The 22,912-nt window shown below is 66.6% G+C and carries 23 protein-coding genes, 1 tRNA gene and 2 pseudogenes; 8 read left to right on the forward strand and 18 right to left on the reverse strand.

The annotated features are described in order from the left end of the window. Positions 1 to 505 precede the first annotated feature (505 nt). On the reverse strand, positions 506 to 1,039 hold the full coding sequence (locus CFB89_RS00005) for a cytochrome b (protein WP_089466259.1): 534 nt from the start codon (positions 1,037 to 1,039) through the stop codon (positions 506 to 508). Continuing rightward, positions 1,036 to 2,121, reverse strand: a complete 1,086-nt coding sequence (locus CFB89_RS00010) for a catalase family peroxidase (RefSeq protein ID WP_089466260.1) — start codon at positions 2,119 to 2,121, stop codon at positions 1,036 to 1,038. Before CFB89_RS00010 ends, CFB89_RS00005 begins: the two co-directional genes overlap by 4 nt. A 158-nt stretch (positions 2,122 to 2,279) precedes the next feature. On the opposite strand from CFB89_RS00010, the gene CFB89_RS00015 reads away from it, so the two are divergent. Together CFB89_RS00015 and CFB89_RS00020 are read left to right on the forward strand one after the other, a co-directional pair. After that, complete coding sequence (locus CFB89_RS00015) at positions 2,280 to 2,801, forward strand: sigma-70 family RNA polymerase sigma factor (protein ID WP_089466261.1); 522 nt, start codon at positions 2,280 to 2,282, stop codon at positions 2,799 to 2,801. After that, entirely contained in the window at positions 2,798 to 3,556 is a 759-nt protein-coding gene (locus CFB89_RS00020; RefSeq protein ID WP_089466262.1) for an anti-sigma factor, read from the forward strand. The genes CFB89_RS00015 and CFB89_RS00020 overlap by 4 nt, the downstream gene beginning before the upstream one ends. A gap of 475 nt (positions 3,557 to 4,031) precedes the next feature. Here the strand turns inward: CFB89_RS00020 and CFB89_RS00030 are convergent, their stop codons facing one another. After that, entirely contained in the window at positions 4,032 to 4,619 is a 588-nt protein-coding gene (locus tag CFB89_RS00030) for a hypothetical protein (RefSeq protein ID WP_089466263.1), read from the reverse strand. A 284-nt stretch (positions 4,620 to 4,903) separates the two neighbouring features. Continuing rightward, positions 4,904 to 5,161, reverse strand: coding sequence for an Imm74 family immunity protein (locus CFB89_RS00035; RefSeq protein WP_089466264.1), 258 nt, complete (start codon positions 5,159 to 5,161; stop codon positions 4,904 to 4,906). Between the two features lie 595 nt (positions 5,162 to 5,756). Here CFB89_RS00035 and CFB89_RS00040 point away from each other — a divergent pair. Together CFB89_RS00040 and CFB89_RS00045 are read left to right on the forward strand one after the other, a co-directional pair. Further along, positions 5,757 to 5,833 (forward strand) — tRNA-Val (locus CFB89_RS00040). A 310-nt stretch (positions 5,834 to 6,143) separates the two neighbouring features. Then, positions 6,144 to 6,659: a DUF2628 domain-containing protein gene (locus tag CFB89_RS00045; RefSeq protein WP_089466265.1), complete on the forward strand. Its 516-nt coding sequence runs from the start codon at positions 6,144 to 6,146 to the stop codon at positions 6,657 to 6,659. Between the two features lie 90 nt (positions 6,660 to 6,749). On the opposite strand, the pseudogene CFB89_RS35720 reads toward CFB89_RS00045, so the two are convergent. The 3 genes and pseudogenes from CFB89_RS35720 to CFB89_RS00055 form a co-directional block, all read right to left on the reverse strand. Continuing rightward, positions 6,750 to 6,998 (reverse strand): annotated as a pseudogene (locus CFB89_RS35720) (RNA polymerase sigma factor SigJ); the annotation flags it as partial. Continuing rightward, a pseudogene (locus CFB89_RS35725) lies at positions 6,982 to 7,143 on the reverse strand (sigma factor); the annotation flags it as partial. The pseudogenes CFB89_RS35725 and CFB89_RS35720, both read right to left, overlap by 17 nt. Beyond that, positions 7,143 to 7,619 (reverse strand): carboxymuconolactone decarboxylase family protein, encoded by a 477-nt coding sequence (locus CFB89_RS00055; RefSeq protein WP_089466267.1) that lies wholly within the window; start codon positions 7,617 to 7,619, stop codon positions 7,143 to 7,145. The gene CFB89_RS00055 and the pseudogene CFB89_RS35725, both read right to left, overlap by 1 nt. A 579-nt stretch (positions 7,620 to 8,198) precedes the next feature. Here CFB89_RS00055 and egtB point away from each other — a divergent pair. The 4 genes from egtB to CFB89_RS00080 all read left to right on the forward strand — a co-directional run bounded on the left by egtB (position 8,199) and on the right by CFB89_RS00080 (position 11,310). After that, complete coding sequence (egtB, locus tag CFB89_RS00065; protein WP_089466269.1) at positions 8,199 to 9,422, forward strand: ergothioneine biosynthesis protein EgtB; 1,224 nt, start codon at positions 8,199 to 8,201, stop codon at positions 9,420 to 9,422. After that, on the forward strand, positions 9,406 to 10,419 hold the full coding sequence (egtD, locus tag CFB89_RS00070) for an L-histidine N(alpha)-methyltransferase (protein ID WP_089466270.1): 1,014 nt from the start codon (positions 9,406 to 9,408) through the stop codon (positions 10,417 to 10,419). Before egtB ends, egtD begins: the two co-directional genes overlap by 17 nt. Before the next feature lie 292 nt (positions 10,420 to 10,711). Next, positions 10,712 to 10,999, forward strand: a complete 288-nt coding sequence (locus CFB89_RS00075; RefSeq protein WP_089466271.1) for a hypothetical protein — start codon at positions 10,712 to 10,714, stop codon at positions 10,997 to 10,999. A gap of 56 nt (positions 11,000 to 11,055) precedes the next feature. Further along, positions 11,056 to 11,310 (forward strand): hypothetical protein, encoded by a 255-nt coding sequence (locus CFB89_RS00080; protein ID WP_089466272.1) that lies wholly within the window; start codon positions 11,056 to 11,058, stop codon positions 11,308 to 11,310. A 135-nt stretch (positions 11,311 to 11,445) separates the two neighbouring features. On the opposite strand, the gene CFB89_RS00085 is transcribed toward CFB89_RS00080, so the two are convergent. The 11 genes from CFB89_RS00085 to CFB89_RS00135 form a co-directional block, all read right to left on the reverse strand. Then, positions 11,446 to 14,472, reverse strand: a complete 3,027-nt coding sequence (locus CFB89_RS00085; protein WP_089466273.1) for a type III restriction-modification system endonuclease — start codon at positions 14,470 to 14,472, stop codon at positions 11,446 to 11,448. Next, a complete protein-coding gene (locus CFB89_RS00090) occupies positions 14,472 to 16,490 on the reverse strand; it encodes a site-specific DNA-methyltransferase (RefSeq protein WP_089466274.1) in 2,019 nt (672 codons plus the stop codon). Before CFB89_RS00090 ends, CFB89_RS00085 begins: the two co-directional genes overlap by 1 nt. A gap of 351 nt (positions 16,491 to 16,841) precedes the next feature. After that, positions 16,842 to 17,624: a flagellar biosynthetic protein FliR gene (gene fliR, locus CFB89_RS00095; protein ID WP_089466275.1), complete on the reverse strand. Its 783-nt coding sequence runs from the start codon at positions 17,622 to 17,624 to the stop codon at positions 16,842 to 16,844. Between the two features lie 28 nt (positions 17,625 to 17,652). Beyond that, positions 17,653 to 17,925: a flagellar biosynthesis protein FliQ gene (gene fliQ / locus CFB89_RS00100; RefSeq protein WP_006401718.1), complete on the reverse strand. Its 273-nt coding sequence runs from the start codon at positions 17,923 to 17,925 to the stop codon at positions 17,653 to 17,655. A 17-nt stretch (positions 17,926 to 17,942) separates the two neighbouring features. Beyond that, the gene (fliP, locus tag CFB89_RS00105) at positions 17,943 to 18,704 is read right to left on the reverse strand and encodes a flagellar type III secretion system pore protein FliP (protein ID WP_069618817.1); all 762 of its coding nucleotides are present in this window, start codon (positions 18,702 to 18,704) and stop codon (positions 17,943 to 17,945) included. A gap of 36 nt (positions 18,705 to 18,740) precedes the next feature. Beyond that, positions 18,741 to 19,316 (reverse strand): flagellar biosynthetic protein FliO, encoded by a 576-nt coding sequence (gene fliO / locus CFB89_RS00110; protein ID WP_089466276.1) that lies wholly within the window; start codon positions 19,314 to 19,316, stop codon positions 18,741 to 18,743. Beyond that, positions 19,313 to 19,801, reverse strand: coding sequence for a flagellar motor switch protein FliN (gene fliN, locus CFB89_RS00115; RefSeq protein WP_089466277.1), 489 nt, complete (start codon positions 19,799 to 19,801; stop codon positions 19,313 to 19,315). Before fliN ends, fliO begins: the two co-directional genes overlap by 4 nt. Beyond that, positions 19,794 to 20,792: a flagellar motor switch protein FliM gene (fliM, locus tag CFB89_RS00120; RefSeq protein ID WP_089466278.1), complete on the reverse strand. Its 999-nt coding sequence runs from the start codon at positions 20,790 to 20,792 to the stop codon at positions 19,794 to 19,796. The genes fliN and fliM overlap by 8 nt, the downstream gene beginning before the upstream one ends. A 22-nt stretch (positions 20,793 to 20,814) precedes the next feature. Beyond that, on the reverse strand, positions 20,815 to 21,315 hold the full coding sequence (gene fliL / locus CFB89_RS00125) for a flagellar basal body-associated protein FliL (protein WP_089466279.1): 501 nt from the start codon (positions 21,313 to 21,315) through the stop codon (positions 20,815 to 20,817). Between the two features lie 264 nt (positions 21,316 to 21,579). After that, positions 21,580 to 22,302 (reverse strand): LrgB family protein, encoded by a 723-nt coding sequence (locus CFB89_RS00130; RefSeq protein ID WP_069618812.1) that lies wholly within the window; start codon positions 22,300 to 22,302, stop codon positions 21,580 to 21,582. A 13-nt stretch (positions 22,303 to 22,315) separates the two neighbouring features. Continuing rightward, positions 22,316 to 22,789, reverse strand: coding sequence for a CidA/LrgA family protein (locus CFB89_RS00135; protein WP_089466280.1), 474 nt, complete (start codon positions 22,787 to 22,789; stop codon positions 22,316 to 22,318). Positions 22,790 to 22,912 lie beyond the last annotated feature (123 nt).

The raw sequence follows: 22,912 nt of genomic DNA on the forward strand, positions 1-22,912 counted from the left end.
ATAAACCTGACTTACTTTAGTGTGAGACTCTTGATACTTTTGCTATCTGATCCGAGGATCAGCTCGCTGCCATCAAGCGCCCACACTTATCGGCTGTTAATTTTTAAAGAGCATTTCTGCGAGGAACCTAGCGCTTCTCAGCAGCGCTGCGTTTTCAGCAGCAGAGAAGCGAGATTATCAACCGTTTTTTGAGACTCGTCAACAACTTTTTTAACTACTTCGTTGCGACGACTGCGGTTTAATTTCACGTGCACTGGAATCGATAAAACCGACTTCAACAGCACCGCTTCCCTCTTTTCTCCCGCGCCGTGTTTCCGTTAGCGCGAAAGAGGCGTGATTCTATGCATCCGCCCCGGTCTCCGCAACCCCTTTTGTGAAATATTTTTGACGTGCTATGGCGGGGGACCGCTGAGCACTTCCTGGTGCTCATATATAGGCGACACGGCAGGCGCAGCCTCGGTCGCCCTTGAACAGCCCCGCCGCATCGCACGCAACCTTCCGTCGATTACCGCCCCACCATCGCCCTCACCACCCCGTCCCGCCGAATCAGCCCGTGATACAGCGCCGCGGCAAAGTGCGCGAGGAACGTCAGGAAGAACAGATACGCCAGCAGGCGATGCGCAACCCGGAGCCACGCGAACGTCACCGGATCGGCCGACACCAGCGCCGGCAGTTGCACGCCGCCGCCCAGTGTCACCGGATATCCGCCCGCCGACAGCATCGCCCAGCCGATCAGCGGCATCGCCACCATCAGCGCATACAGCACGAGATGCGACCCGTGCGCTGCCGCCTTCTGCCACCACGGCAGATCGTCGGGCAACGCCGGCGGCTTCGACAGCATCCGCACCACGATCCGCACGCACACCAGCACCAGCACGGCCACGCCCAGCGGCTTGTGAATCGCCACCAGGATCTCGTGCCGCTCGGAAACCGACGCCACCATTCCCACCCCGATGAACAGCATCGCGAGGATCATCGCGGCCATCACCCAGTGCAGCACCCGCGCCGGCAAACTAAACGTCGTCGAAGCCTTCATCATCGTCCCTCCCCACTCACTCGCGCCACGCCTGCCACGCCGGCCTCTTCACTCGTGCGTCGCAGATACGAATCCGCATACGCGGCCGAGCGCGCCGCCAGCAACGGATCGCCCGACACCTGGATCCCCTGCGGCAGCACCGTCGGGTCGTAATTCACGTCGCGGCACGGGCCGCTGTCCTGCGCCTCCACGCGGTCGAGCACGAGCGTGCCCGCATCGATCGTCGTGCGCTGCGCGGGCCAGACCTTCGTCGCGTCGTCCACCGGGTCGCCGGGCTCCGCCAGCGTGACCAGCAGCTTCCACTTCTGCGGGCCGGCCGCGATGCGCTGCGTCACGTCCTGTTGCAGCACGTTCGGATCCGCGGCCGTCGCGACGTCGCCGGCGCCGGCCGTCTGCTCCGGCACGACGCGCCACCGCACCGCCTGGCGCTTGCCGGCGGCATCGACGAAGTAGAAGGCGTTCAACCCGTAATAGCTTTCGGTGACGTAGCTCGCGCTCGGTTTCGCACCCTTCACCCACTGCAGGAACGCGCCCGCCTCCGGATGCGCGCCGAAGAACGCCTTCACCTTCGCCGGATCCGGCTTGCCCGTCTTCGGATCGGGCCGGGTCGCGAGCGTCTGCTCGTAGAACGCCTGCGGCGTCGCGACCGGGAACACCGGCATCGCGTTCATCCCGGTCCGCCATTGCTCGCCGTCCGGCGCGGTGAGCTTCAGCGCGAGGCTGCGGATCGGCACGCTGCTGTCCGGCGCATAAGGATTCCCGCCCGGCAATGCGAAACGCCCGACCACCGGCGTGCGCACCGCCTTGAAGAACGGCGCGACCGAATACGCGCTCGCGGCGCCATTGCCCTCGAAGTAGCCGGTCACGCACACGCCCTTCGCGTGATTGCGCCGGTAGCCGGGATGGATGCCGCTGTTGGTCTGCAGCGCATCGACGATGCGATGCGGGGTCAGACGCGCCGGCGCGAGCCACCCGCCGGCATACCCGAACGCCGCGGCCACGCCGGCCACCGCGCCGCCGATCACGGCCCAGCGCCACCACCCGCGCCCGGGCTCGCGCTGCGGCGAAGAAGAAGATTGCTTCATGAATGCACTCCCGATCGTCAGATCATTGTCGAACGCGCGTAGGACGCCGCCCGCGCCGCTTTATTCCACGAAGATTTTTTTCGTATGCTGGAGGGAATAACCGATGCCGGCCGGCGTCCTACGCGGCATCTACGACCCTTTCGGCAACCGGCCCAGCCATGCCCTCCACCGCCCTCGACGACGAAGCATTGCGTGAACTCATCCCCAGGCTGCGACGCTTCGCGCTCTGGCTGGCGCGCGACGTCCACGCGGCCGACGATCTCGTCCAGTCGACGCTCGAGCGCGCACTGTCGCGCTGGACGAGCCGTCGCGACGACGCGTCGCTGCGCAGCTGGCTCTTCACGATCCTGTACCGGCAATTTCTCGATGGCAAACGCAGCGCGAAGCGCTACGCGTGGCTGCTCGGCCGCATGGGTGACGACGACGAAGCGCACTGGCCGTCCGCCGAACGCGAATTCGCGGCGCGCGCGACGCTCGAAGCGTTCGGCCGGCTCTCGGACGAGCAGCGCAGCCTGCTGCTGCTCGTGGCGGTCGAAGGCTTCACCTATCAGGAAGCCGCCGACCTGCTCGAGGTGCCGATCGGCACCGTGATGTCGCGGCTCTCCCGCGCGCGCCAGGCGCTGCGCCAGCTCAGCGACGGTGAGCTTCCTGCTCCTTCTCTCCGATTGATGAAGAAATGAACACGCCTCCGAACGAACATGACCTTCAGGCCTATGTCGACGGCCAGCTCGACGACGATGCGCGTGCCGCGGTCGAGCGCTATCTCGCGCTGCATCCGGCGCGCGCCGAACAGGTGAAGCAATGGCAGCAGGACGCGCAGCGGCTGCGGGCCGCGCTGGAGAGCGTGCGGATGCCGGCCGATAACCCCGCGCTGGATCCGGCGGCGATTCGCGGCCAGCGGGCCGAGCGCGCGCGGATGCGGTTCGCGATGGCGGCTTCGTTCGTGTTCTGCGTCGGGCTCGGGACGTTCGGCGGATGGCAGGCGCGCGGGTGGAACGCGGCACCGCCGATCGCGCCGATGAGCGATGCGGTCAAGGCTTACCAGATGATGGTGATCGATCGGACGGCCAAGGTCGATTACCGGCCGACCGGTGCGGGAGATTTGCAAGGGTGGCTCACCAAAGGCGTGGGCGCATCGGCGAAGCTGCCGGATTTGAGCGCGGCGGGGTTCACGCCGGTCGGTGGGCGGCTGTTCACGACGGATAGCGGCGCGACTGCCGCGATGGTGCTCTATCAGGATGATGCGGGGCGGACGCTGAGTTTCTATCTCCGGCCAGCGGAATCGGAACATCGGCTGCTGCCGAACGGGCAACGCGTGGATGGCGCGCTGCTCGCGCGGTATGGGTCGGTGAACGGGCTCAACTATGCGGTGGTCGGGCCAGCCGGGAGCGTTGGCGAGAAAGCAGTCGTGCAGGCGCTCGATCAGCAGACTTGAAGCGGCAGGATAAGCGCCCGGTTGACGGTTGGTGGCGGCCGCCAGCGCCTTTCGCGGGGCGGCCCGGCGGGCTTGAGCGGGTGCACGCTCACGAATCGAATGCACAGCATTTCGACTGACTTGACCGGCCTGTTATTCACATCGAACCCGCGCTGGCGCCCTCACCTTTAAAATCACAGGGTTTCGAGTCTCCGTGGAACAGGATATCCACATCGATCATGACGGTCCTGCATGCTGGCTTCGGTCGGTTCGCTCACCCGGTGAATGCACAGGATTTTGAGTGGCCGCGAGTCGGCGATATCCACAAGACACTCAACTTCCGGACGTCGCCGGCGATTCGTTCGCTGCCTTCTTTCATTGTCGGCAAGCCTTGCCGGGCAAGGTATTCAGGCCGATATGCGCATTGAAACCGGGACACTCACCGGTCGGATGCACAGGGTTTGGACTGGATCGTGCGTCCGTTGTCCACATGCGCTCATTTCGTGCGCTCCACGAACGCCCTACCGTCGTAGCGATACTCACGCGTTGCAGGGCCCGAATCGTCGATGTTGGTCCACGTGACCTTGAAGCCCACGGCATCGTCGATCCATTCGATGGCCAGGTAAGGCGATCGATTGTCCCCGTCGGTGTCGAGCGACACGCTATCCAGACAACTCTGCACCGGCATTGCATAGTTCGACGCAGCAGCGTCGCCGCGGATCCGCAGGACGTAGAGCGTACTTTCCTCGCCCGCGCCGCAATAGCCCATCGGGTTGCGACTCGACGAATGGTTCACGACGATCAGTACGAACTCCTTGCCCCCGATGGCTCTCGAGCTCGCCGACGGAAAGCCGATGCTCGACGCAGACGCGATCGCCCGACGCAGTGCGATCGGCAACCGTACCGTGCTCGTGCGGTGATGCGCATCGTCGACCTCGACCAACCGCTTTCCGTGTTGCTGCAGTTCACGTCCGTTCGAGAGCCGCACCGAGGCAGGCGCGTCGACTTTCGCGAATGCCGTTGCGACGGTTGCAATGGCGGCGATGCAGAAGCTCCACCTGATGACCGAAGACATGATCGACATGAGGAATCCGTGTGAAGTGCGGCATTCAAGCGTGGGAAAGAACACCCAGCTTGCATGACTCGCGTCGATGCTCACTCAGCGAACGCACAGGGTTTGGATCTGTTTCGTGCGTCGGTTATCCACACACCGCCGCCCGCGCTTCTGGTCACTTCGTTCCGACTATCCCGAGAATCTCGCCGGTTTCCGGCGCGATGACGTAGTGGAATGACTTCCCGATCCTGAAGTGCAGCCACGAACACGCCGGACGACATTTCGGATTCGTCGTGTCGGTCATCGTCAAAGGCTCAGGGTTCGAAATCGACCGTCATGTGCCGAGAAGAGAAATATGCGGCGATTGCCGAAATCACGGCTTGACGTGTGATGGCATCGATCGGCCGGTCATCGTGCGGCGGCGCCACGTACTTCATGGAGCCAACGTAGACGACGAATGCGGGACCGTCGTCCGCGACCGGCAGCAATGCTTCACCAGACACCCGGATTGGACGTTCGCCATCGGACAGATCGATCGCACCACGCGACACCATCAAGACCTCGTACGTCATCGCTTTGCCTCGCGTGGTTCAATCGTTGAAGAACCGCTTCTCGTGGATGCCGGTGATTCTACAGACATGAAGGCCCGTGCATCGCGCGAGCGCTTCACAGCGTTCCGTTTCGGTTGTCCTCTCGCCGCACGAAGTGCATGTCCCGAGCGGATCACAGTCGACGGACTGTGCTTATCCAAAGGTGTTAACAGGGTTCGTATATATACGTAGTGATAGTTAACAAACCCTGTGCCCCACAGTGGATAACCTCCGTAACGCACTGAATCTTCAACGCGAACCGAAATGCATAACCCTGGGTGCGCGACGTGAACAGCGTCCGGGAGCACGGAACAACTTTTCGTCGATTCACAGCCGCGCCGACATATCCTCAATCGTTCCACTGTGAATCCAGAGACTTCCCGGACGGTTATCCAGAGGGCAATGTGGATAACACCACAGCACATCGACGCGTTTTGCTGTGAGGCGAACAGATGAAGCCAACACGGCAGGCATCGCCACGCAACATCGATCGGGAACCCCGCGCGGCACGTTTCAAAGAATTTTCACGAAGGGGCTTGTGCTCCCCCAAAACCCTCTCTATAATTCGCGGCTTCTTAGGCTCGTAGCTCAGTTGGTTAGAGCACCACCTTGACATGGTGGGGGTCGTTGGTTCGAATCCAATCGAGCCTACCAACGAACAAAATGAAGGGGTCCGGCAGCACAACTTGCCTACAGGCAACGCGGCTCGCCAACATACAAACGCCACGCGGCAACATCGCGTGGCGTTTTTCTTTTCCGATCCGAAACAACGCGTGAAGCCCCGATGCGTTGCGCGATACACGGCCGGGCATCGCATCGTCACCGGCAATCCGATTCGCCACACAACCGCCGCTGCACGGCGCGTAGAATCGTGTGCGCATCGACGCGGCACTTTCGCCTGTCACCCGACTTCCACCGCATCAAAACAACGACGCGCAATCCGCGCGACTGAGAGCACACGATCATGTCCGAGGTCACGACCGCCGCATCATCGGCGAGCAACGACGAAATCGCCGCTTACGTCGGCACGAAAGCCGCCTGGTTCGAACGGAAGTGGGCGATCGCCGAATCGCGCAAGAGCCGGCAGTCGTGGAACTGGGCCGCGTGCTTCCTCGGCCCGGTCTGGATGGCGTATCGATGCATGTACTGGCAGGCGGCCGCCGTGCTTGCCGCCACGCTGGGCATCACGCTGGTCGAGTTGCTGTACTTCCCGACCTACTTCGAATCGAGCACGCTCGACCCGATTACGATCGGGATCGCGGTCTCGATCGGCTGGTGCGGGAACAGCCTCTACAAGCGGCACGTCGAGCGCCAGATCGAAAAACTGCGCCCGAACGCGACGTCTCGCGAATCGTTGCTCGCGCTGCTCGAGGCGCAAGGCGGCACGAACTGGCTGGCGGCGGCCGGCTTCTCCATCGCCACGCCGCTGCTCGGCGTCCTTCTGTACATGATCGGCAACGCCGGAGGCGCGATGTACTGATCGCGGTAACCGCCGATCGGCAAACGCAGCGTAGAAAGAAAAGGGCGGCACCGGCGGGCACATCGCACACGGCGCATGCTCGCGCCGCTCTCAATGCAGATGCTTCAATTTGTCAGGATTGCGCACGACATAGATCGCGACGATCTTCCCGTCGTCGATCTCGAGCGCGGTCGTCTGCAGCTCGCCGTCGGCTTCCAGCGTGACGAAACCCGGCAGCCCGTTGATGAACCCGGCCCGCACGAGCTTCGACGCATGTGTCGCGAACAGCTCGGCGAGGTATGTATGCACCCGCATCACGAGTTCGAAGCCGAATACCGGCTTGCCAGCCGCGGATGAACGCGTCCTGCACGATGTCCTCGGCGTCCGCGACGGAACCGAGCATCCGGTACGCGACGCGGATCAGCGTGCGACGCAGCGGATCGAAGCTCGCCGCCGCATCGGCCCGTTCGTCGGCGTTGCCGCTGGCCGGCTCGAGGTTCGGCATCAGGCCACGATCTTCGCGGCGGCGGCCTTCGCGTCGGCCGGGTCGACCCACAGCCCGAAGCCGACGGCGAGCCGGTTCCAGCCGTTGATCACGTTGATCATCAGCGTGAGTTTCACCTGTTCCTCCTCGCTGAAATGGTCGTTCAGCGCCGCACGGGCCGCTTCGTGCGCCGCGTGGCCCTCCGACAGCCGCGTGAGCGCCTCGGTCCAGCCGAGCGCCGCGCGTTCGCGGTCGGTGTAGCAGGGCGCTTCGCGCCACGCGGACAACAGGTAGATGCGCTGCTCGGTCTCGCCTTGCTCGCGCGCCTCGACGGTGTGCATGTTAAGGCAGTTCGCGCACGCGTTGATCTGCGACGCGCGGATCTTGACCAGCTCGATCAGCGTCGGCTCGAGGCTCCCGGCCGCGGCGACCGACACGGTCATCCAGCCTTTCATCAGCGCGGGGGCGGCGGCAAACGGATTGAGTTTCGCAGTCATGGTTCCTTCTCCTTTCGTGTGGGTTGCGCCGATATGACGAGCGAGCACCCCGCGCGTGTGACATCGATGCAAAAAATTTTTTGGAATGGTCGAAACGGGTAGCTGCACGCGAAGGGCGGAGCCGTGGAGCAGGGCAGCAACCAGGTTGCGTGATCGACTGACGAATCGGCTGCATGACGCCGCTGCGCCGACGAACGCGCGATCGACCTTTCATGCACGCCGTGCGGCTGTCACCGGACGTCAGGAGTCCGCAGCCGCGGGCACGCGCATTGCGTCCGTCGGCCGAACCCCTTCACGACAGGCATTGGCGGTTCCTGAAACACGCGACGCTCCCACCACGCATGCTTTCATTTTTCTTTCATATTCGTTTCACCGGAAATCCGATTCGCGACGTTCACATTTCTGGACCATACTGTTCCGCACGGGCAGATGAAGTGACGCCGCATCCGCGGCCCGGCGCGCGCGCCGGCTGCCCGACGACGCAGCAGCACATTGCCCGTCAGCCGCGCGCATCCCAGCGCAAGGCTTTCCCTTTTCCGGCAACGCAACGCAGCGAATCGCGACGTGAACGGTAAACCGATGAGCCTTCTTGCATCCCAGCTTCAGCGCCGTTATCAGGACGTGCGCGCCCATAGCGTCGCGTTGACCGCGACGCTGTCCGCCGAAGACCAGGCCGTGCAGTCGATGCCCGACGCGAGTCCGACGAAATGGCATCTCGCGCATACGACCTGGTTCTTCGAAACCGTCGTGCTGATGCGCCGCGTGCCCGGCTACGCGCCGTTCGACGACGCGTTCCAGTTCCTCTTCAATTCCTATTACGAAGCGCTCGGCCCGCGCCATCCGCGGCCGCAACGCGGGCTGCTCACGCGGCCATCGCTCGACGACGTGCATGCGTATCGGCAATACGTCGACGACGCGATGCTGCGCGCGCTGGCCAGCGCCGATGCGGCGCTGCTCGACGCGATCGCGCCCGAGCTCGTGCTCGGCCTGCATCACGAGCAGCAGCATCAGGAGCTGATCGTCACCGACATGCTGCATGCGTTCTCGTGCAACCCGTTGAAGCCGGCGTTCCGGCCGCATGACGCGACGGACGGCCACGCGATGGCCGCGGGCGACGCCGGCCCGCTGCGCTGGCTGCCTCAACCGGGCGGGCTCGTCGAGATCGGCCACGACGGCGACGCCTTCTCGTTCGACAACGAACGGCCGCGCCACACGGCGCTCGTGCGGCCGTACGAGATCGCGAACCGCCTGGTGACGAACGCGGAATTCGCGGCGTTCGTCGCCGACGGCGGCTATACGCGCCCCGAGTTCTGGCTGTCCGACGGCTGGGCCACGGTGCAGCGGGAAGGGTGGCAAGGGCCCGCGTACTGGATGCCGGACGACGACGATGCGGCCGCCACGCGCGTGCGGCGCACGTTCGGCCTGCACGGCGTCGAACCGCTCGCGCCCGACGCGCCGGTGTGCCACGTGAGCTTCTACGAAGCGGCCGCGTATGCGGAATGGGCCGGCGCGCGGCTGCCGACCGAATTCGAATGGGAAACCGCGTTCGCGGCCGACGGGATCCGCCAGATGCTCGGGCACGTGTGGCAGTGGACGCGTTCGTCCTACGAGCCGTATCCGGGATTTCGGCCGCTCGCCGGGGTAGCGGCCGAATACAACGGCAAGTTCATGGTCGGCCAGCAGGTCCTGCGCGGCAGCAGCATCGCGACGCCGCCCGGGCACGAACGGCCGACGTACCGCAATTTCTTTCCGCCGGCGGCACGCTGGCAATTCACGGGGGTGCGACTTGCGCGAGACGTCTGACCTGACGGCCACGAGCGGTGGCCTGCAACCCGCCCGCGATTCGCGGCCGAGCGCGTTCGAGCGCGACCTGATCGACGGACTGTCGCGCACGCCGCGCAGCATCCCGCCGAAATATTTCTACGATGCGGCCGGCTCCGCGTTGTTCGACCGCATCTGCGAACTGCCGGAGTACTACCCGACGCGCACCGAACTCGGCATCCTGCGCGATCGCGCGGCCGAGATCGTGCGGCGCGTCGGCCCGCATGCGGACATCGTCGAATTCGGCGCGGGTTCGCTCGAGAAGATCCGCGTGCTGCTCGACGCGTTCGCGAGCAACTACGCGAACGCGCCGGCGCGCTACGTGCCGGTCGACATCTCGGCCGCCTACCTGCACGATGCAGCCGCGCGGCTGCGTGCGGCCTATCCGTGGCTCGACGTCGCGCCGCTCGCGGCCGACTACACGAAGGCCGAGCAACTGGCCGAACTGACCGCAACGCCGCGGCGGCGCATCGGCTTCTTTCCCGGCTCGACGATCGGCAACTTCTCGCCGGAAGAGGCCGACACGTTCCTGCGTGACGCCGCGCGGCTGCTGCGCGGCGGCGGCCTGCTGGTGGGCGCCGATCTCGTGAAGGACGAGCGCACGCTGCATCACGCGTACAACGACGCGCAGGGCGTGACCGCGCAGTTCAACCTGAACCTGCTGGTGCGCGCGAACGCGGAGCTCGGCGCGGACTTCGACGTCGACGCGTTCTCGCATTGTGCGTTCTACGACCGCGAGCGGCAGCGTATCGAGATGCATCTCGTCAGCGACGTCGCGCAGACGGTGCACGTGCGCGGCCACGCGTTCCGCTTCGAAGCCGGCGAGCGCATTCACACGGAGAACTCGCACAAGTTCACGATCGACGGCTTTCACGCGATCGCACGCCGCGCCGGGTTCGCACCCGATACCGTGTGGACCGACGCGGACAACCTGTTCAGCGTGCACTGGCTGCGCAGCGTCGACGATATCCGCGCGTAACGCGCGCTGTTGCGAGCCGTCCGCGCCGCAAGGTGAGGGCGGCTCGCTCCCCGTGCATACCGGCGTGTTCGCTCCGATCGCCGGTTTCGTGCCGAAAATCCCCTTTTTACCGAGCCGGTGCGCCGCCGCAACGGTGTCTGGAATGTCGCCTTTGCCTTGCTCCATAAGGCTTTGCGGGCACCCGTAAACGTCCGTTACCTGTCTCGCATACCCGTTTCACCTGTGTCAGCGTCCGATGCCTAGACTCCGAACCGTAGTCACATGACGCACGACACGTGCAGGGAGTCGCGAAATGAGCAAGAAACTTATTCTCGGTGCAGTTCTCGGTGTAGCGGCGCTGGCAGCTTCGGGCGTCGCGTCGGCCCACGTCGACCTGTCGGTCGGCATCGGCGTGCCGGGCGTCTATACGGCGCCGGCGCCCGTCTACGTGGCGCCGCCTCCGCCGGTGATGTACGCGCCGGTCGGCTATCGCGACTACGGTTGGCGTCAGCGTGAATGGCGCGAACGCGAATGGCGCCGTCATGAATGGCGCGAGCACGAGTGGCGCGATCGCGGCGGGTGGCGCGGCCGTTGGGACTAAGCGCGGCGACCGGCTCGCGAGAGCACTGATCACGACGACACGAGGAGAGTGATCGCATGAATTCCATCCGGCACATCGGACGGTACGCAACCGCCGCGGTCGTTGCGCTCGCAACGATCGGCAGCGCGCACGCGGCGGGCTGCATGAAGGGCGCGGTGGTCGGCGGTGTGGCCGGCCACTACGCGGGGCACCACGCAGTGGCCGGCGCGGTCGGCGGCTGTATCGTCGGCCATCACATGGCGAAGAAGCACGCGCAAGAGCAGGCCGCGCAGCGCAAGGCCGCCGCGCAGGGCATGCAGCCGGCGCAGTAACGGCGCCTTCACCGGGGGCGACGCGGCGGCGTCGCCCCCGGTCCTTGTTCCTGGAAGGGCGACACGCGGGCACCAAACCCTGGGACAAGGATTGATCCGCCGACAAAAAAAGGCGGCTCGTCGCCGCCCTTCGTCTCACCGCCCCGCGCCCGCCGTCGGCGCCGCAGGTTCGAACAATGCATCGGCCTGCGTGACCCGCACGAAGCGCGCCGCACCGTCGCCCTCGACCAGCGCGCGGAAATGCGCTTCGCCGCACGCGAGCTTCGCGCGCTCGTGCTCGCTCGGCACGTGGCCGTCCGCATTCGGCGTATCGACGACGAAGTACAGCCGCTCGCCGCCGTCCTGTTCCGCGAGCACGGCCCAGTCCGGGTGATAGCTGCCGAGCGGCGTCTGCACGCGGAACCATGCCGGCAGCTTCGCGTACAGCTTCACGCCGTCGTGCGCCTCGAGCGCATCGGCGAACGCGCGCTCGGCGTCCGTCTCGCACACGACCGCTTCATGGATCGACTTGCGCGCGTCCAGCCGCAAGTTGCGCAGATACCCGGTCAGCGCCTCGCTCTCGAACGATTCGAGCGCATGCACGTGGCGCTCGCCGAGCTTGCGGTACACGATGCCCGCGACGAGCGCGAGCCGCTTGCAGCGGTTGATCGCATCGGCCGCAACGGTAATGAACTGCTGCGGATTCACGCGAAAATCGTCGAGCCGGCCGCTGTCGGCGAGGATCGTCGCAAGCGAACGGCGCGTGAGTTGCGTACGGTCCTGCAGCTCGGTGAGCAGGTCGGGCAGCGGCAGCTCGCCTTCGTCGAGCAGCACGGTGCCGGCGCCGGCCACCTCGATCGCCTCGATGCCGGCCTTGCCGATGTCGATCTCGGCCTTGCGCCATTGCAGCCGCGCACGCGCGATGTCCGGCGCGTCGCGCAGCGCGGCCGTGCAGTCGCGCACCAGCTTCGCGTTGTCGAACTCGACGCGGTACACGGTGCGATGGCGGATGCGATCCCACAGCGCGCGGAAATCCTCGCCGAACACGACGGCCTTGCCCGACGCATCGCGCCGCAACGCGATCGCGCGGCGCTCGTCGGCATTGCGCACTGCGAAGCGGCCCGACAGCTTGCGCAGCGTCGCGACGATCGGCGCACGCAACCGCTCGAACGCATCCGGCAACACGAGCGCGCTCTGGCGCAGCGCATCCTTCATCCGGTCGAGCACCTTGCCCTGCGCGTCGACGTAGCCCTGCTCGTGCAGATGGTTCCACAGCACGCGCGACAGCTCGATGCCGAGTGCATGGGCGGCGCCGCCGTCTTCCTGCACCGGCAGCGCCGCGAACTGGTGTTCCTCGACGATCCCGAACCGGATGCCCGTATCGGCCTCGATTTCCTTTTGCAGGTTCTCGGCGAACGACTCGTAGCGTTCGGTCGCGATCACGGTGAGCGTGTTCACGCCCGCGTCGCGCACGCGCTCGCCGTCCTGGTCGACGGCGAGGCGCAGCCCGCGGCCGAGCGTCTGGCGGCGCTCACGCTCGGTCTGGATGTCGCGCAGCGTGCAGATCTGGAACACGTTCGGGTTGTCCCAGCCTTCCTTCAGCGCCGAGTGCGAGAAGATGAACTTCAGCGGCGTGTCGAACGACAGCAGCGCTTCCTTCTCGCGCATGATGAGGCCGTAAGCACGCTCCGCGTTCTCGCGGGCCGCCGCGCTGCTTTCGCTCGTGTCGGTCCAGCCGCCCTTGCGGTCGATCGAGAAGTAGCCGTTGTGCGCACGCTCGACTTCCAGCGCGACGTCCACGCCGTCGAACAGCGCCCGGTAGGCCGGCACGCGCGCCGCGCGCGCATATTCCTCTTCGAAGATCAGCGCGTAGTCGCCCTTCACGGGCACGCCGTTCTCGTCGTAGCGGCGATAGCGTTCGACCGAATCGACGAAGAACAGCGACAGCACCTTCACGCCGCGCTCGGCGAGGCGCAATTCCTTGTCGAGATGCTCGCGGATCGTGCGGCGGATCATCTCGCGCTGCACGGCGAGCGTGTCGATGTCGCCGAACGCCTCGCCGAGCGACAGGAACGCCTCGCCTTCCGGGTGACGCAGCTCGACGTATTCGGCGCCCTTCACCGCATGCACCTCGCCGATCCGCAGCCCCGCATACAGCGCGCGCTTGGTCAGGCGCTCCAGATCGTCGCCGTCGGTGGCCGACACGATCTGGCGCTTCACGCCGGCCGCGGTCGCGACGTCGAGCTCGACGCGCGCGCTGATCGCGCCGCGCCGGTTCGACACGCCGACGAGCCGCACGTACGGCTTGTTGTGCGCATCCTCGACGATCGCCGACGCGATCTCGATCTGCTTGACGAGCTTGCGCTCGTACGCGTCCACCGCATCGAGCCGGTACACCATGTGGTGCCGGTCGACGTGCGTGGCCGAATAGCGCAGCGTGCAGAGCGGCGCCATCGCGCCGAGCGCTTCGCGCCCGCGCCCTTCGAGGCCGCCGTCGACGCTTTGCGGCTCGTCGACGATCACGATCGGCCGCGTCGCGCGGATCAGGTCGATCGGCTTCTCGCCGCCGGTCTTCTCGCTGTCCTTGTAGAGGTTGTTGATCTCTTTCTTGTTGATCGCGGCGACCGTCATCACCATGATCTGGATCGCCGCGCTCGCCGCGAAATGGCGCACCTGGCCGAGCTTCGCGGAGTCGTACAGGAAGTAGTCGTACGGCACGCCCGCGTACAGCGCGCGGAAGTGATCCTCGGTGATCGCGAGCGTCTTGTGCACGCCTTCCTTGATCGCGATCGACGGCACGACGATCACGAATTTCGTGAAGCCGTAGCGGCGGTTCAACTCGAAGATCGTGCGCAGGTACACGTAGGTCTTGCCGGTGCCGGTCTCCATCTCGACGGTGAAGTCGCGCGAGCCGGGCAGGCCGGACGGCGGCAGGCCGCCGCGCAGCTGCACGTCGGCGAGATTGCGCGCGAGCGCGTCGTCGGTCAGCGACAGCCGGTTGCCGACGCCTTGCTCCGATACCGCGAAGCCGAGCGAGCCTTGCGCGGCGGCCGTCGTGCCGGGCGCGGCGTTCGCGAGCACGCTGAAGTCGCCGCGATACGATTCCTGGCCGCGAAACAGGTCGCAGACGGCGTCGATCGCCTCGCGCTGGTAGTCGAGATCCGCTTCGAAATGCAGCCGCATCACAGGCTCCGCACGCGCTTCACGCCGTGCTGTTCGAGCAGCGCGGCGAGATTGAGCTTCGCGACGTCGTCGACGAAGCCGCTGTCGCGGAACAGGCACGTGACGTCGTGCGACGCGCCGGTCGCATCCAGCAGGTCGACGATGCCGTCGGCGAGCGGGCCCGCGTCGTCGCGCGAGATGCGCGCGTCGAAGCACGCGACGATCGCGCGGCCGATCAGGTGCACCGTCTTGCCGGCCACCTGGTGATGCTCGACCGGCGTGCACAGGTCGAGGCCGAGCTTGAGCGTCAGCTCGGCGAGCAGGTCGTCCTCGGTGCGGCCGGTCTTCACGTGCTCGACGGACGCGAAAAGGGCATGGTCGAAGTCGTCGCGGCGCGGGTCCCACTCGATCACGTTGGTCGTGTCGAGCCGGTACACGCGAAAGCCGAGGTCGCCATAGCTTTCCGGATAGTCGCGCGCGACCTGCTGCGCGGCGCGGCGCAGGCGTTCCTTCGTGATTTCGGCGAGCGTCAGCGGCTTTTTCAGTTTCGCGCAGAAATCGGCGGCCGCGGCTTGCGTCTTGTCGCGGCGGTCGAGCGCCTCGGGCAGCTGCACGAGGATGGCGCGGCGCGCGCCGCCGTCGGTCGCGTTCACCTGCATCACCGCGTGGCCGGTCGAACCGGAGCCGGCGAAGCAGTCGAGCACGATGTCGTCGCCGCGCGTGCACCAGCCGATCACGGCGGCCGCGAAGTCGACCGGCTTCGGCAGGTCGAACGGGATGCCGAGCGCCTTCAGCAGCGCGTCGTCGGAGCCCGCGAACGGCAGCACCGACGGCACGTTCTCGTACATGTTCTCGTCGAGGTAGTAGATCCGCTGCGGCTGCGTGGTTTCATCCGGGCCGAATTCGATCTGGCCGCGCTCGAGCAGCGCCTGCATCGTCGCGGGCGGGTTGCGCCAGCCGCGCGCCGGCATCGCGCACGGCTTGCCGGTGACCGGATGGATCAGCGGCGTGAAATATTCGTCCGGCGCCTTCTTCTTGTTCGGCCACGCCATCGACACGAGGCGGTACACGCGGCCTTCCGGCGACAGCCGGTCGTACATCACCTCGCCGCCGGACAGGTTGGTCTGCGCCTTCATCCACGCGCGGTACGCCTTCTGCGCGTCCTTCGGGTTGCCGCTGCGGTACACCGCGTCGTGCGCGGCGTCGAGCATGCGCTGCGCGTTGCGCTTCGGGCGCTTGAGCGGCGCCTGTTCGAGCAGCGTCTCGGCGTTGCGCGCGAACAGCACCAGCGATTCGTGCTGATACGCGATGCCGCGCGCATCGCCCTTCGGATTGCGCTTGTCCCACACGGCCACGCCGAGCTCGTTTTCCTCGCCGAAGATCTCGCGCAGCATCAGCACGAGCGCATGCACTTCGTGCTCGTCGATGTGCACCGCGATCAGCCCTTCGTCGGACAGCAGCGCGTGCGCGAGCTTCAGGCGCGGATACATCATGTTCAGCCAGTCGGTGTGGAACCGGCCGTTCGCCTCGGTGTTGGTGCTGCGCTTCACGCCGGCGTCGGTCTGGCCCGTCATCGCCAGATAGTGGCGGATGCTGTCGCTGAAGTCGTCCGGATAGACGAAATCGCTGCCGGTGTTGTACGGCGGGTCGATGTAGACGAGCTTCACCTTGCCGGCGTAGCTCTTGTGCAGCAGCTTCATCACGTCGAGGTTGTCGCCCTCGATCAGCAGATGGCGCGTGTCGTCCCACGCGACGCTGTCTTCGGGGGAGGGCCGCAGCGTGCCCGTCGACGGCGTGAGCGCGGCCTGGCGCGCGGCGCGCTTGCCGTGCCAGTGAAAGCCGTAGCGTTCGTCAGCGTCGCCGACCGTGCGTTCGCCGACCAGCGCCTTCAGCACGTCGACGTCGACCGACGCGCCGTCCGGGCCTTCGGTCACGAGTTCGGGGAACAGCGCCTTCAGGCGCGCGACGTTGTCGGCGGTGAAATCCGTCGACATCGCCTGCGGGCTGGCCGCATCGAGTTTCTGCATCGTCTTTTCCATCGGAGCCCGGCCGCGCGCGCCAGGACGTCGGGCGCGCTCACGGCACCGGCGGCAATGGCCGCCCGGGCAAACCCGAAACGCTAGCGAGTCGGTCGGCGCAGGTCAAGCACCGATGTGAGCCGAACGTGCTGGTATCGGCCGCGATCGACCGCCGGACGGGCCGGGAGCGGGGTCCGGCCGGTTGTCGCACCGGGCGGGCGCGTCGCGGCTGCGGAAAGGACGAAAAAGGGGCACGGTCGGAATCGAATGCCGGGGTGCCAGCAGGGAGAATCGCGGAAGGAAAGTGCGGCACGGGCACGACGAGTGCGGCCCGCATGAGGCGGAAGAGGTCTATGTGCGTCGGCAGCGCGCCTACCGCCACCCGATCAGCACCCGCCCCATTGCATCGACCCCCATGTCGAACAGGTGCGACACGAACGGCACCAGGTTCGGAATCATCAGCTGCACGAGCAACAGCCCGACGATCAGCGTGACGGGAAAGCCGATCTGGTACATGCCGATCTGCGGCGCCGCGCGGTTCAGGATGCCGAGCGCGAGGTTCGCGATCAAGAGCGCCACGACCACCGGCAGCGACAGCAGGAGCCCCATCTCGAACACGGTCGCGCCGAACGCGGCGAGCGTGCGCCAGCCCGGCGCGTGCAGCAGGTCGCCCGATACCGGCAGCGACTGGAACGACGCGGCGAGCGCCGCGAACACTTGCAGGTGGCCGTCCACCGCGAGGAACGCGAGCATCGCGACCGCGTTCAGGAACCGGCCCATCGCGGGCGTCGCGCCGTTCGAATGCGGATCGAAGAAGGTCGCGAAGCCGAGCCCCATCGACAGCCCGATGAAGTCGCCGGCCGCCTCGACGGCCGCGAACACGAGCTGCATCGTGAAACCCATCGCGACGCCGATCAGGAACTGCGTGACGAGGATCCAGATGCCCGGCGCGGAGAACACGGTGACGTCCGGCATCGCGCCGAGCGTCGGCGCGACGACCAGCGCCATGAACGCGGCCACGCCGATCTTCACGCGCACCGGCACCGCCGCGTGACCGACCATGGGCGCCGTCGCGACGAGCGCGAGCATCCGCACGAACGGCCACAGGAAAGCGGTCAGCCAGCCGTTGAGCTGCGCGTAGGTAACCGAGAACATCGCGGGAAAGGAGAGCCGGACGCGCGGCTCAGCCGGCGCCGAGCGTCGCGACGTGCAGCAGCGTCTGCCGCAGGTAGTCGAGCATCGTCGTCAGCATCCACGGGCCGGCGATCACGAGCGTCGCGGCCACCGCGAGCAGCTTCGGGATGAACGACAGCGTCGCTTCGTTGATCTGCGTCGCGGCCTGGAACAGGCTCACGACGAGGCCGACCGCGAGCGCGACCAGCAGCAGCGGGGCCGCGAGCAGCAGGCCGACCATCATCGCCTGGTGCGCCAGCGTCATCACTTGTTCGGGCGTCATCGCGCGTGTTCCTCCGCTTAACTGAAGCTCTGCGCGAGCGAGCCGATCAGCAGTTGCCAGCCGTCGACCAGCACGAACAGCATCAGCTTGAACGGCAGCGACACGGTGGACGGCGACACCATCATCATCCCCATCGACATCAGCACGCTCGCGACGACCATGTCGATGATCAGGAACGGGATGAATACCGTGAAGCCGATCTGGAAGCCGGTCTTCAGCTCGCTCGTGACGAACGCGGGCACCAGCAGCGACAGCGGCACGTCCTCGGGGCCCTGCATCGGCGCGGCCTTCGAGATCTTCGCGAACAGCGCGAGATCGGTCTCGCGGGTCTGCTTCAGCATGAAGGTCTTGAACGGCGCGACGCCGCGCTGCACGGCCTGCTCCATCGGCATCGAGCCGTCGGAGAACGGCTTGTAGCCGTCGTTGTACGCCCGGTCGAGCACCGGCGACATCACGAAGAAGGTGAGGAACATCGCGAGGCCGACGAGCACCTGGTTCGGCGGCGTCGTCGCGGTGCCGAGCGCCTGGCGCAGCAGCGACAGCACGATGATGATGCGCGTGAAGCTCGTCATCATCAGCAGCATCGCCGGCAGGAACGACAGCATCGTGAGCAGCAGCATCGTCTGCACGCTCAGCGAATAGGTGGTGCCGCCGTGCGGGCCCGGGCTCGCGTTGAACGCGGGCAGGCCGTTCGCCTGCGCGCAGGCGAGCGCGGGGGCGAGACAGAGGATCAGCACGGGCGCGACGCGCGCCGCGTGACGCAGGAATGCGTGTTTCATCGGAATGCGGGGACGAAAAGAGGGCGCGGCGCCATGTCAGCGGTCCTTGCCGCGACCGAGGCGTTTCGCGGCTTCGCCCGCGAGCGCGTCGCGAAACCGCGCGCCGAACGTGCCGGGCAGGGCGCCGTCGGACGGATGACCGCCGGCGGGCGCGTCGGCCGAGGTCGAACCCGCGGTCGCGGTAGCCGCCACCGAACCGGCCGGCAGCGTATGCAGCAGGCGCACGTTGCCCGGCGCGACGCCGAGCACGAGCCAGGTGTCGCCGATCTCGACGATCGTCGCGCTTTCCTTCGCGCCGAGCCCGACGCTCGACACGACCTTCAGCGGGCCGCCGCGTCGCGCGGGCTGGAAGCCGAAGCGGCGCGCGAGCCATGCGCACGCGAATACGAGGCCGATCACGACCGCGAGCCCGACGAGCGTCTGCAGCACCGCGCCGATGCCGAGCGACGGCACGGCCGAGCCGACCGTCACGCTCGACGCGATCGAACCGGCGTGGTTCACCGCGTTCATGTCGGCGGCGCCGGCCGGCGTGCACGCGAGCGATGCGGCAGTGGCGAATGCCGCCGCTGCAATCGCGTTGCACACGCGCCGGCCGGACTTCACGACGTTCATCGATTCAGCTTCCGGATGCGTTCGGCGGGCGTGATGATGTCGGTCAGGCGAATACCGAACTTGTCGTTGACGACCACGACTTCGCCCTGTGCGATCAGGCAGCCGTTCACGAGCACGTCCATCGGCTCGCCGGCCATGCCGTCGAGCTCGACGACCGACCCTTGCGCGAGCTGCAGCAGGTTGCGGATCGCGATCTTCGTGCGGCCGAGCTCCACGGTCATCTTGACCGGGATGTCGAGGATCATCTCGATGTCGTTGTGCGTCGAGCCCGCCGCGGCCTTCGACAGCGGCTGGAACACGCCGGCGCCCGTCGCACCCGCCTGCACCGGCTGCTCGTTCTGCTCGGCGAGCGCGGCCGCCCAGTCGTCGAGGCCCTGCTCTTCGTCGGCCGCGGCCGGCGCCTTCGCGTCGGCGGCCGACGCCGCGACGGCCGCATCGGCCATCGCCTGCATGTCGTCGTCGGGCGTCTGGTTCAGCTCACTCATATCCACCTTCCTTCATCGAATCGCTCGCGCTGATCATCTTCTGCACGCGCAACGCATATTGACCATTGAAAATTCCGTAGCCGCATTCCATCACCGGCACGCCGTCGACCTTCGCGGTGATCGTGTCCTCGATCTCCAGCGGCAGCACGTCGCCCGCGCGCAGGTTCAGGATTTTCTCGAACGTCGACGAGATCTCGGCGAGATTCGCGGTCAGCTCGACCTCGGCGGCCTGCACCTGCTGCGACAGCACGCGCACCCAGCGGCGGTCGACTTCGAGCGCCTCGCCCTGGATCGGCGAGCTGAGCACGTCGCGGATCGGCTCGACCATCGAGTACGGCATGCAGATGTGCAGCGTGCCGCCCGTCGGCCCGAACTCGATCGAGAACTGCGTGACGATCACGATCTCGTTCGGCGTCGCGACGTTCGCGAACTGCGTGTGCATCTCCGAGCGCACGAATTCGAACTGCAGCGGCCGCACGCTCTTCCACGCGACCGTGTAGTGCTCGAACACGAGGTTCAGCAGCTTGCCGATGATCCGCTGCTCGGTGGCCGTGAAATCGCGGCCCTCGACGCGCGTGTGGAAGCGCCCGTCGCCGCCGAACAGGTTGTCGACGACGAAGAACACGAGGTTCGGGTCGAACACGAACAGCGACGTGCCGCGCAGCGGCTTCACGTGCACCAGGTTCAGGTTCGTCGGGATCGGCAGGTTGCGGGTGAACTCGCTGTACTTCTGCACCTTCACCTGGCTGACGGAGATTTCCGCCGTGCGCCGCATGAAGTTGAAGATGCCGATCCGCAGCAGGCGCGCGAAGCGATCGTTGATGATCTCGAGGCCGGGCATCCGGCCGCGGACGATCCGCTCCTGCGTCGCGATGTTGTAGGGGCGGACGCCCGATGTGTCGCGCTGCTCGTCGACCGAATCGGTTTCGCCCGTGACGCCCTTGAGGAGGGCATCGACCTCCTCCTGGGACATGAACTCCTGGTGACCCATACGCGCTCCTTTTGCGGCCGCGTTACTGGACGACGAACTCGGTGAACAGCACTTCGTCGACCTTCGCGCGCTGGTTGCCCGGCTGGGTCGGCTGCTCGATCAGCTCCCGCAGCTCCGTCGCGAGCGACCGTTTGCCGTCCGGCGTCGCGAGGTCCTCGGGATGCTTGTTCGACAGCGCGAGCAGGATCCGGCTGCGGATTTCCGGCATCCGCGCGGTCAGTTGCTCCTGCGCTTTCGGGTCGGTGAGCTTCAGCGACAGGCCGACGCGCAGGTAGTGCTGCACGCCGTCGTCGGACTGCAGGTTCACGGTCAGCGGGTCGAGCGGGAAGAACACCGGCGCGGCAAGCGGCGCCGGCTCGGCGGGCGCGCTCGCGTGGCCGACGCCTGCCTTGCTCAGGAACACGTACATGCCGCCGGCGGCGGCGGCAGCCGCGCCCACCGCGATGACGGCGATGAGCGCGATGCGCTTGAACTTGCCGGAGGAAGCCGGCTTGTCGGCGGTCGGGGTTGCAGTCGTGGCCATGTGAATGCGTGCGTGATGTCTCGTAGCATGCATTGTTCGGCATCCGGGCCGAGGCCGATGGGCGGAAAAGAGGGGGGAATTGCGGCTATCTCAGCCGATTGTCGGCCGGGTGTCGGCCAGATGTCGGCGCGATGCGGGGCAGGAACGGCGGGGAAACGATCGGGCGGGGGCGCGGCGGAGTGCGGCCTGCGGGGACCGGGGCCGGGGGCCGTCAGGCGAGCGGCGTGGCACGGCGGCCAGCGGCGCCCGCCTGTGCATCCCTCGTCAGATCGGCAGCAGCGACAGCAGCGGCGCGATGAGCACCATCGCGACGCCCGCGATCATCATCGTCAGGCTCGACACGACGCCTTCCTCGCTGCCGATCTCGCGCGCCTTCGCGGTGCCCACGCCGTGGGCGGCCGCGCCGAACAGCGCGCCGCGCGCGAGCCGCGTGCGCATCGGCACGAGCGCGAGCACCAGTTCGCCGAGCAGCATCCCGCAGATGCCGGTCGCGATCACGAAGAGCGCCGTGAGATCCTTCGGCGCGTGGATCTTGTCGGATACGGCGAGCGCGAACGGCGTCGACACCGAGCGCGTCATCAGCGAGCGCTGCAGCTCGGGCGACAGGTGCAGCAGCTTCGCGAGCAGCAGCGATCCGCACACGCCCGCGCCGATCCCGACCGCGACGCCGACCGACAGCGACAGCCAGTGGCGGCGGATCAGGTCGCGATAGTCGTAGATCGGCACCGCGAACGCGATCGTCGCCGGGCCGAGCAGCCACATCAGCCAGCGCGTGTCGCGGAAATAGACCGAATACGGGATGCCGGTCAGCAGCACGAGCAGCACCAGCACGCCGGGCACGAACACGAGCGGCGAGAACAGCAGCGTCTTCTTGTACGCATAGAGCCGCTTCGACGCGAAATACAGCACGATCGTCAGCACGAAGCAGCCGACGGAGATCGCGGTATTCACGCGGTCGGCGGGCAGGTTCGCTAGCGCGGCGAGCATGGGCGGCTCCGGCTCAGTGCGCGACGGCGCTCAGGCGCGCGCGGCGGCGTTCGGCGAACACGCGCTGCACGGCGAGCCGGCGTTCGAGCTTCGCGGCGAGATCGACCGCGACGGCCACCGCGACCATCACGAACGCGGTGCCGGCGAGCATCACCAGCGCGATGCGCCAGCCGTCCTCGCGGAACAGCCCGCCGTACTGCACGGCCGCGACGGCGGCCGGCACGAAGAACAGCAGCATGTCGGACAGCAGCCAGTTCGCGCCGTCCTTCACCCATGCCGGCGCGACGCGGCCCGAGAACAGCAGCACGAGCAGCACGGCAAGGCCGATCACGCCGGACGGAATTGGCAGCCCGACCTTGCGCACGGCCCAATCCACCGCCATCCACAGCACGCCGAGTGCGGCGGCCTGCAGCACGATCCGGCCCGTGTGCGCGAGGCTGCCCGAAGCGGCAGGGCGGGCGGCGGCAGTGGCGGTCGGCTTGTTCATGGCGGGGCTCCCTACGGATGTTTCTGTCAATGGAGCAAGTATAGGGTTTCCCCTAACCATAAATAAAATGACTTGTCTCTATCCTTGTCATTCCAATTCGGAATTCGCTTGCATTCAGCTGCA

It is taken from the genome of Burkholderia sp. AU16741 (assembly GCF_002223345.1).
Taxonomy (GTDB): Bacteria; Pseudomonadota; Gammaproteobacteria; order Burkholderiales; family Burkholderiaceae; genus Burkholderia; species Burkholderia sola.

Excerpts from the sequence above, each read along its gene's own strand:
- CFB89_RS00085 (WP_089466273.1), bottom strand. The coding sequence starts at position 14,472 with ATGCGGCTGCATTTCGAAGCGGATCTCGACTACCAGCGCGAGGCGATC.
- CFB89_RS00135 (WP_089466280.1), bottom strand. The coding sequence starts at position 22,789 with ATGAACAAGCCGACCGCCACTGCCGCCGCCCGCCCTGCCGCTTCGGGC.
- CFB89_RS00035 (WP_089466264.1), bottom strand. The coding sequence starts at position 5,161 with ATGACGTACGAGGTCTTGATGGTGTCGCGTGGTGCGATCGATCTGTCC.
- CFB89_RS00030 (WP_089466263.1), bottom strand. The coding sequence starts at position 4,619 with ATGTCGATCATGTCTTCGGTCATCAGGTGGAGCTTCTGCATCGCCGCC.
- CFB89_RS00075 (WP_089466271.1), top strand. The coding sequence starts at position 10,712 with ATGAGCAAGAAACTTATTCTCGGTGCAGTTCTCGGTGTAGCGGCGCTG.
- CFB89_RS00005 (WP_089466259.1), bottom strand. The coding sequence starts at position 1,039 with ATGATGAAGGCTTCGACGACGTTTAGTTTGCCGGCGCGGGTGCTGCAC.
- CFB89_RS00015 (WP_089466261.1), top strand. The coding sequence starts at position 2,280 with ATGCCCTCCACCGCCCTCGACGACGAAGCATTGCGTGAACTCATCCCC.
- CFB89_RS00020 (WP_089466262.1), top strand. The coding sequence starts at position 2,798 with ATGAACACGCCTCCGAACGAACATGACCTTCAGGCCTATGTCGACGGC.
- CFB89_RS00090 (WP_089466274.1), bottom strand. The coding sequence starts at position 16,490 with ATGGAAAAGACGATGCAGAAACTCGATGCGGCCAGCCCGCAGGCGATG.
- fliP (WP_069618817.1), bottom strand. The coding sequence starts at position 18,704 with ATGAAACACGCATTCCTGCGTCACGCGGCGCGCGTCGCGCCCGTGCTG.
- fliO (WP_089466276.1), bottom strand. The coding sequence starts at position 19,316 with ATGAACGTCGTGAAGTCCGGCCGGCGCGTGTGCAACGCGATTGCAGCG.
- fliR (WP_089466275.1), bottom strand. The coding sequence starts at position 17,624 with ATGTTCTCGGTTACCTACGCGCAGCTCAACGGCTGGCTGACCGCTTTC.
- CFB89_RS00130 (WP_069618812.1), bottom strand. The coding sequence starts at position 22,302 with ATGCTCGCCGCGCTAGCGAACCTGCCCGCCGACCGCGTGAATACCGCG.
- CFB89_RS00080 (WP_089466272.1), top strand. The coding sequence starts at position 11,056 with ATGAATTCCATCCGGCACATCGGACGGTACGCAACCGCCGCGGTCGTT.
- fliN (WP_089466277.1), bottom strand. The coding sequence starts at position 19,801 with ATGAGTGAGCTGAACCAGACGCCCGACGACGACATGCAGGCGATGGCC.
- CFB89_RS00055 (WP_089466267.1), bottom strand. The coding sequence starts at position 7,619 with ATGACTGCGAAACTCAATCCGTTTGCCGCCGCCCCCGCGCTGATGAAA.
- CFB89_RS00045 (WP_089466265.1), top strand. The coding sequence starts at position 6,144 with ATGTCCGAGGTCACGACCGCCGCATCATCGGCGAGCAACGACGAAATC.
- fliM (WP_089466278.1), bottom strand. The coding sequence starts at position 20,792 with ATGGGTCACCAGGAGTTCATGTCCCAGGAGGAGGTCGATGCCCTCCTC.
- fliL (WP_089466279.1), bottom strand. The coding sequence starts at position 21,315 with ATGGCCACGACTGCAACCCCGACCGCCGACAAGCCGGCTTCCTCCGGC.
- egtB (WP_089466269.1), top strand. The coding sequence starts at position 8,199 with ATGAGCCTTCTTGCATCCCAGCTTCAGCGCCGTTATCAGGACGTGCGC.
- fliQ (WP_006401718.1), bottom strand. The coding sequence starts at position 17,925 with ATGACGCCCGAACAAGTGATGACGCTGGCGCACCAGGCGATGATGGTC.
- CFB89_RS00010 (WP_089466260.1), bottom strand. The coding sequence starts at position 2,121 with ATGAAGCAATCTTCTTCTTCGCCGCAGCGCGAGCCCGGGCGCGGGTGG.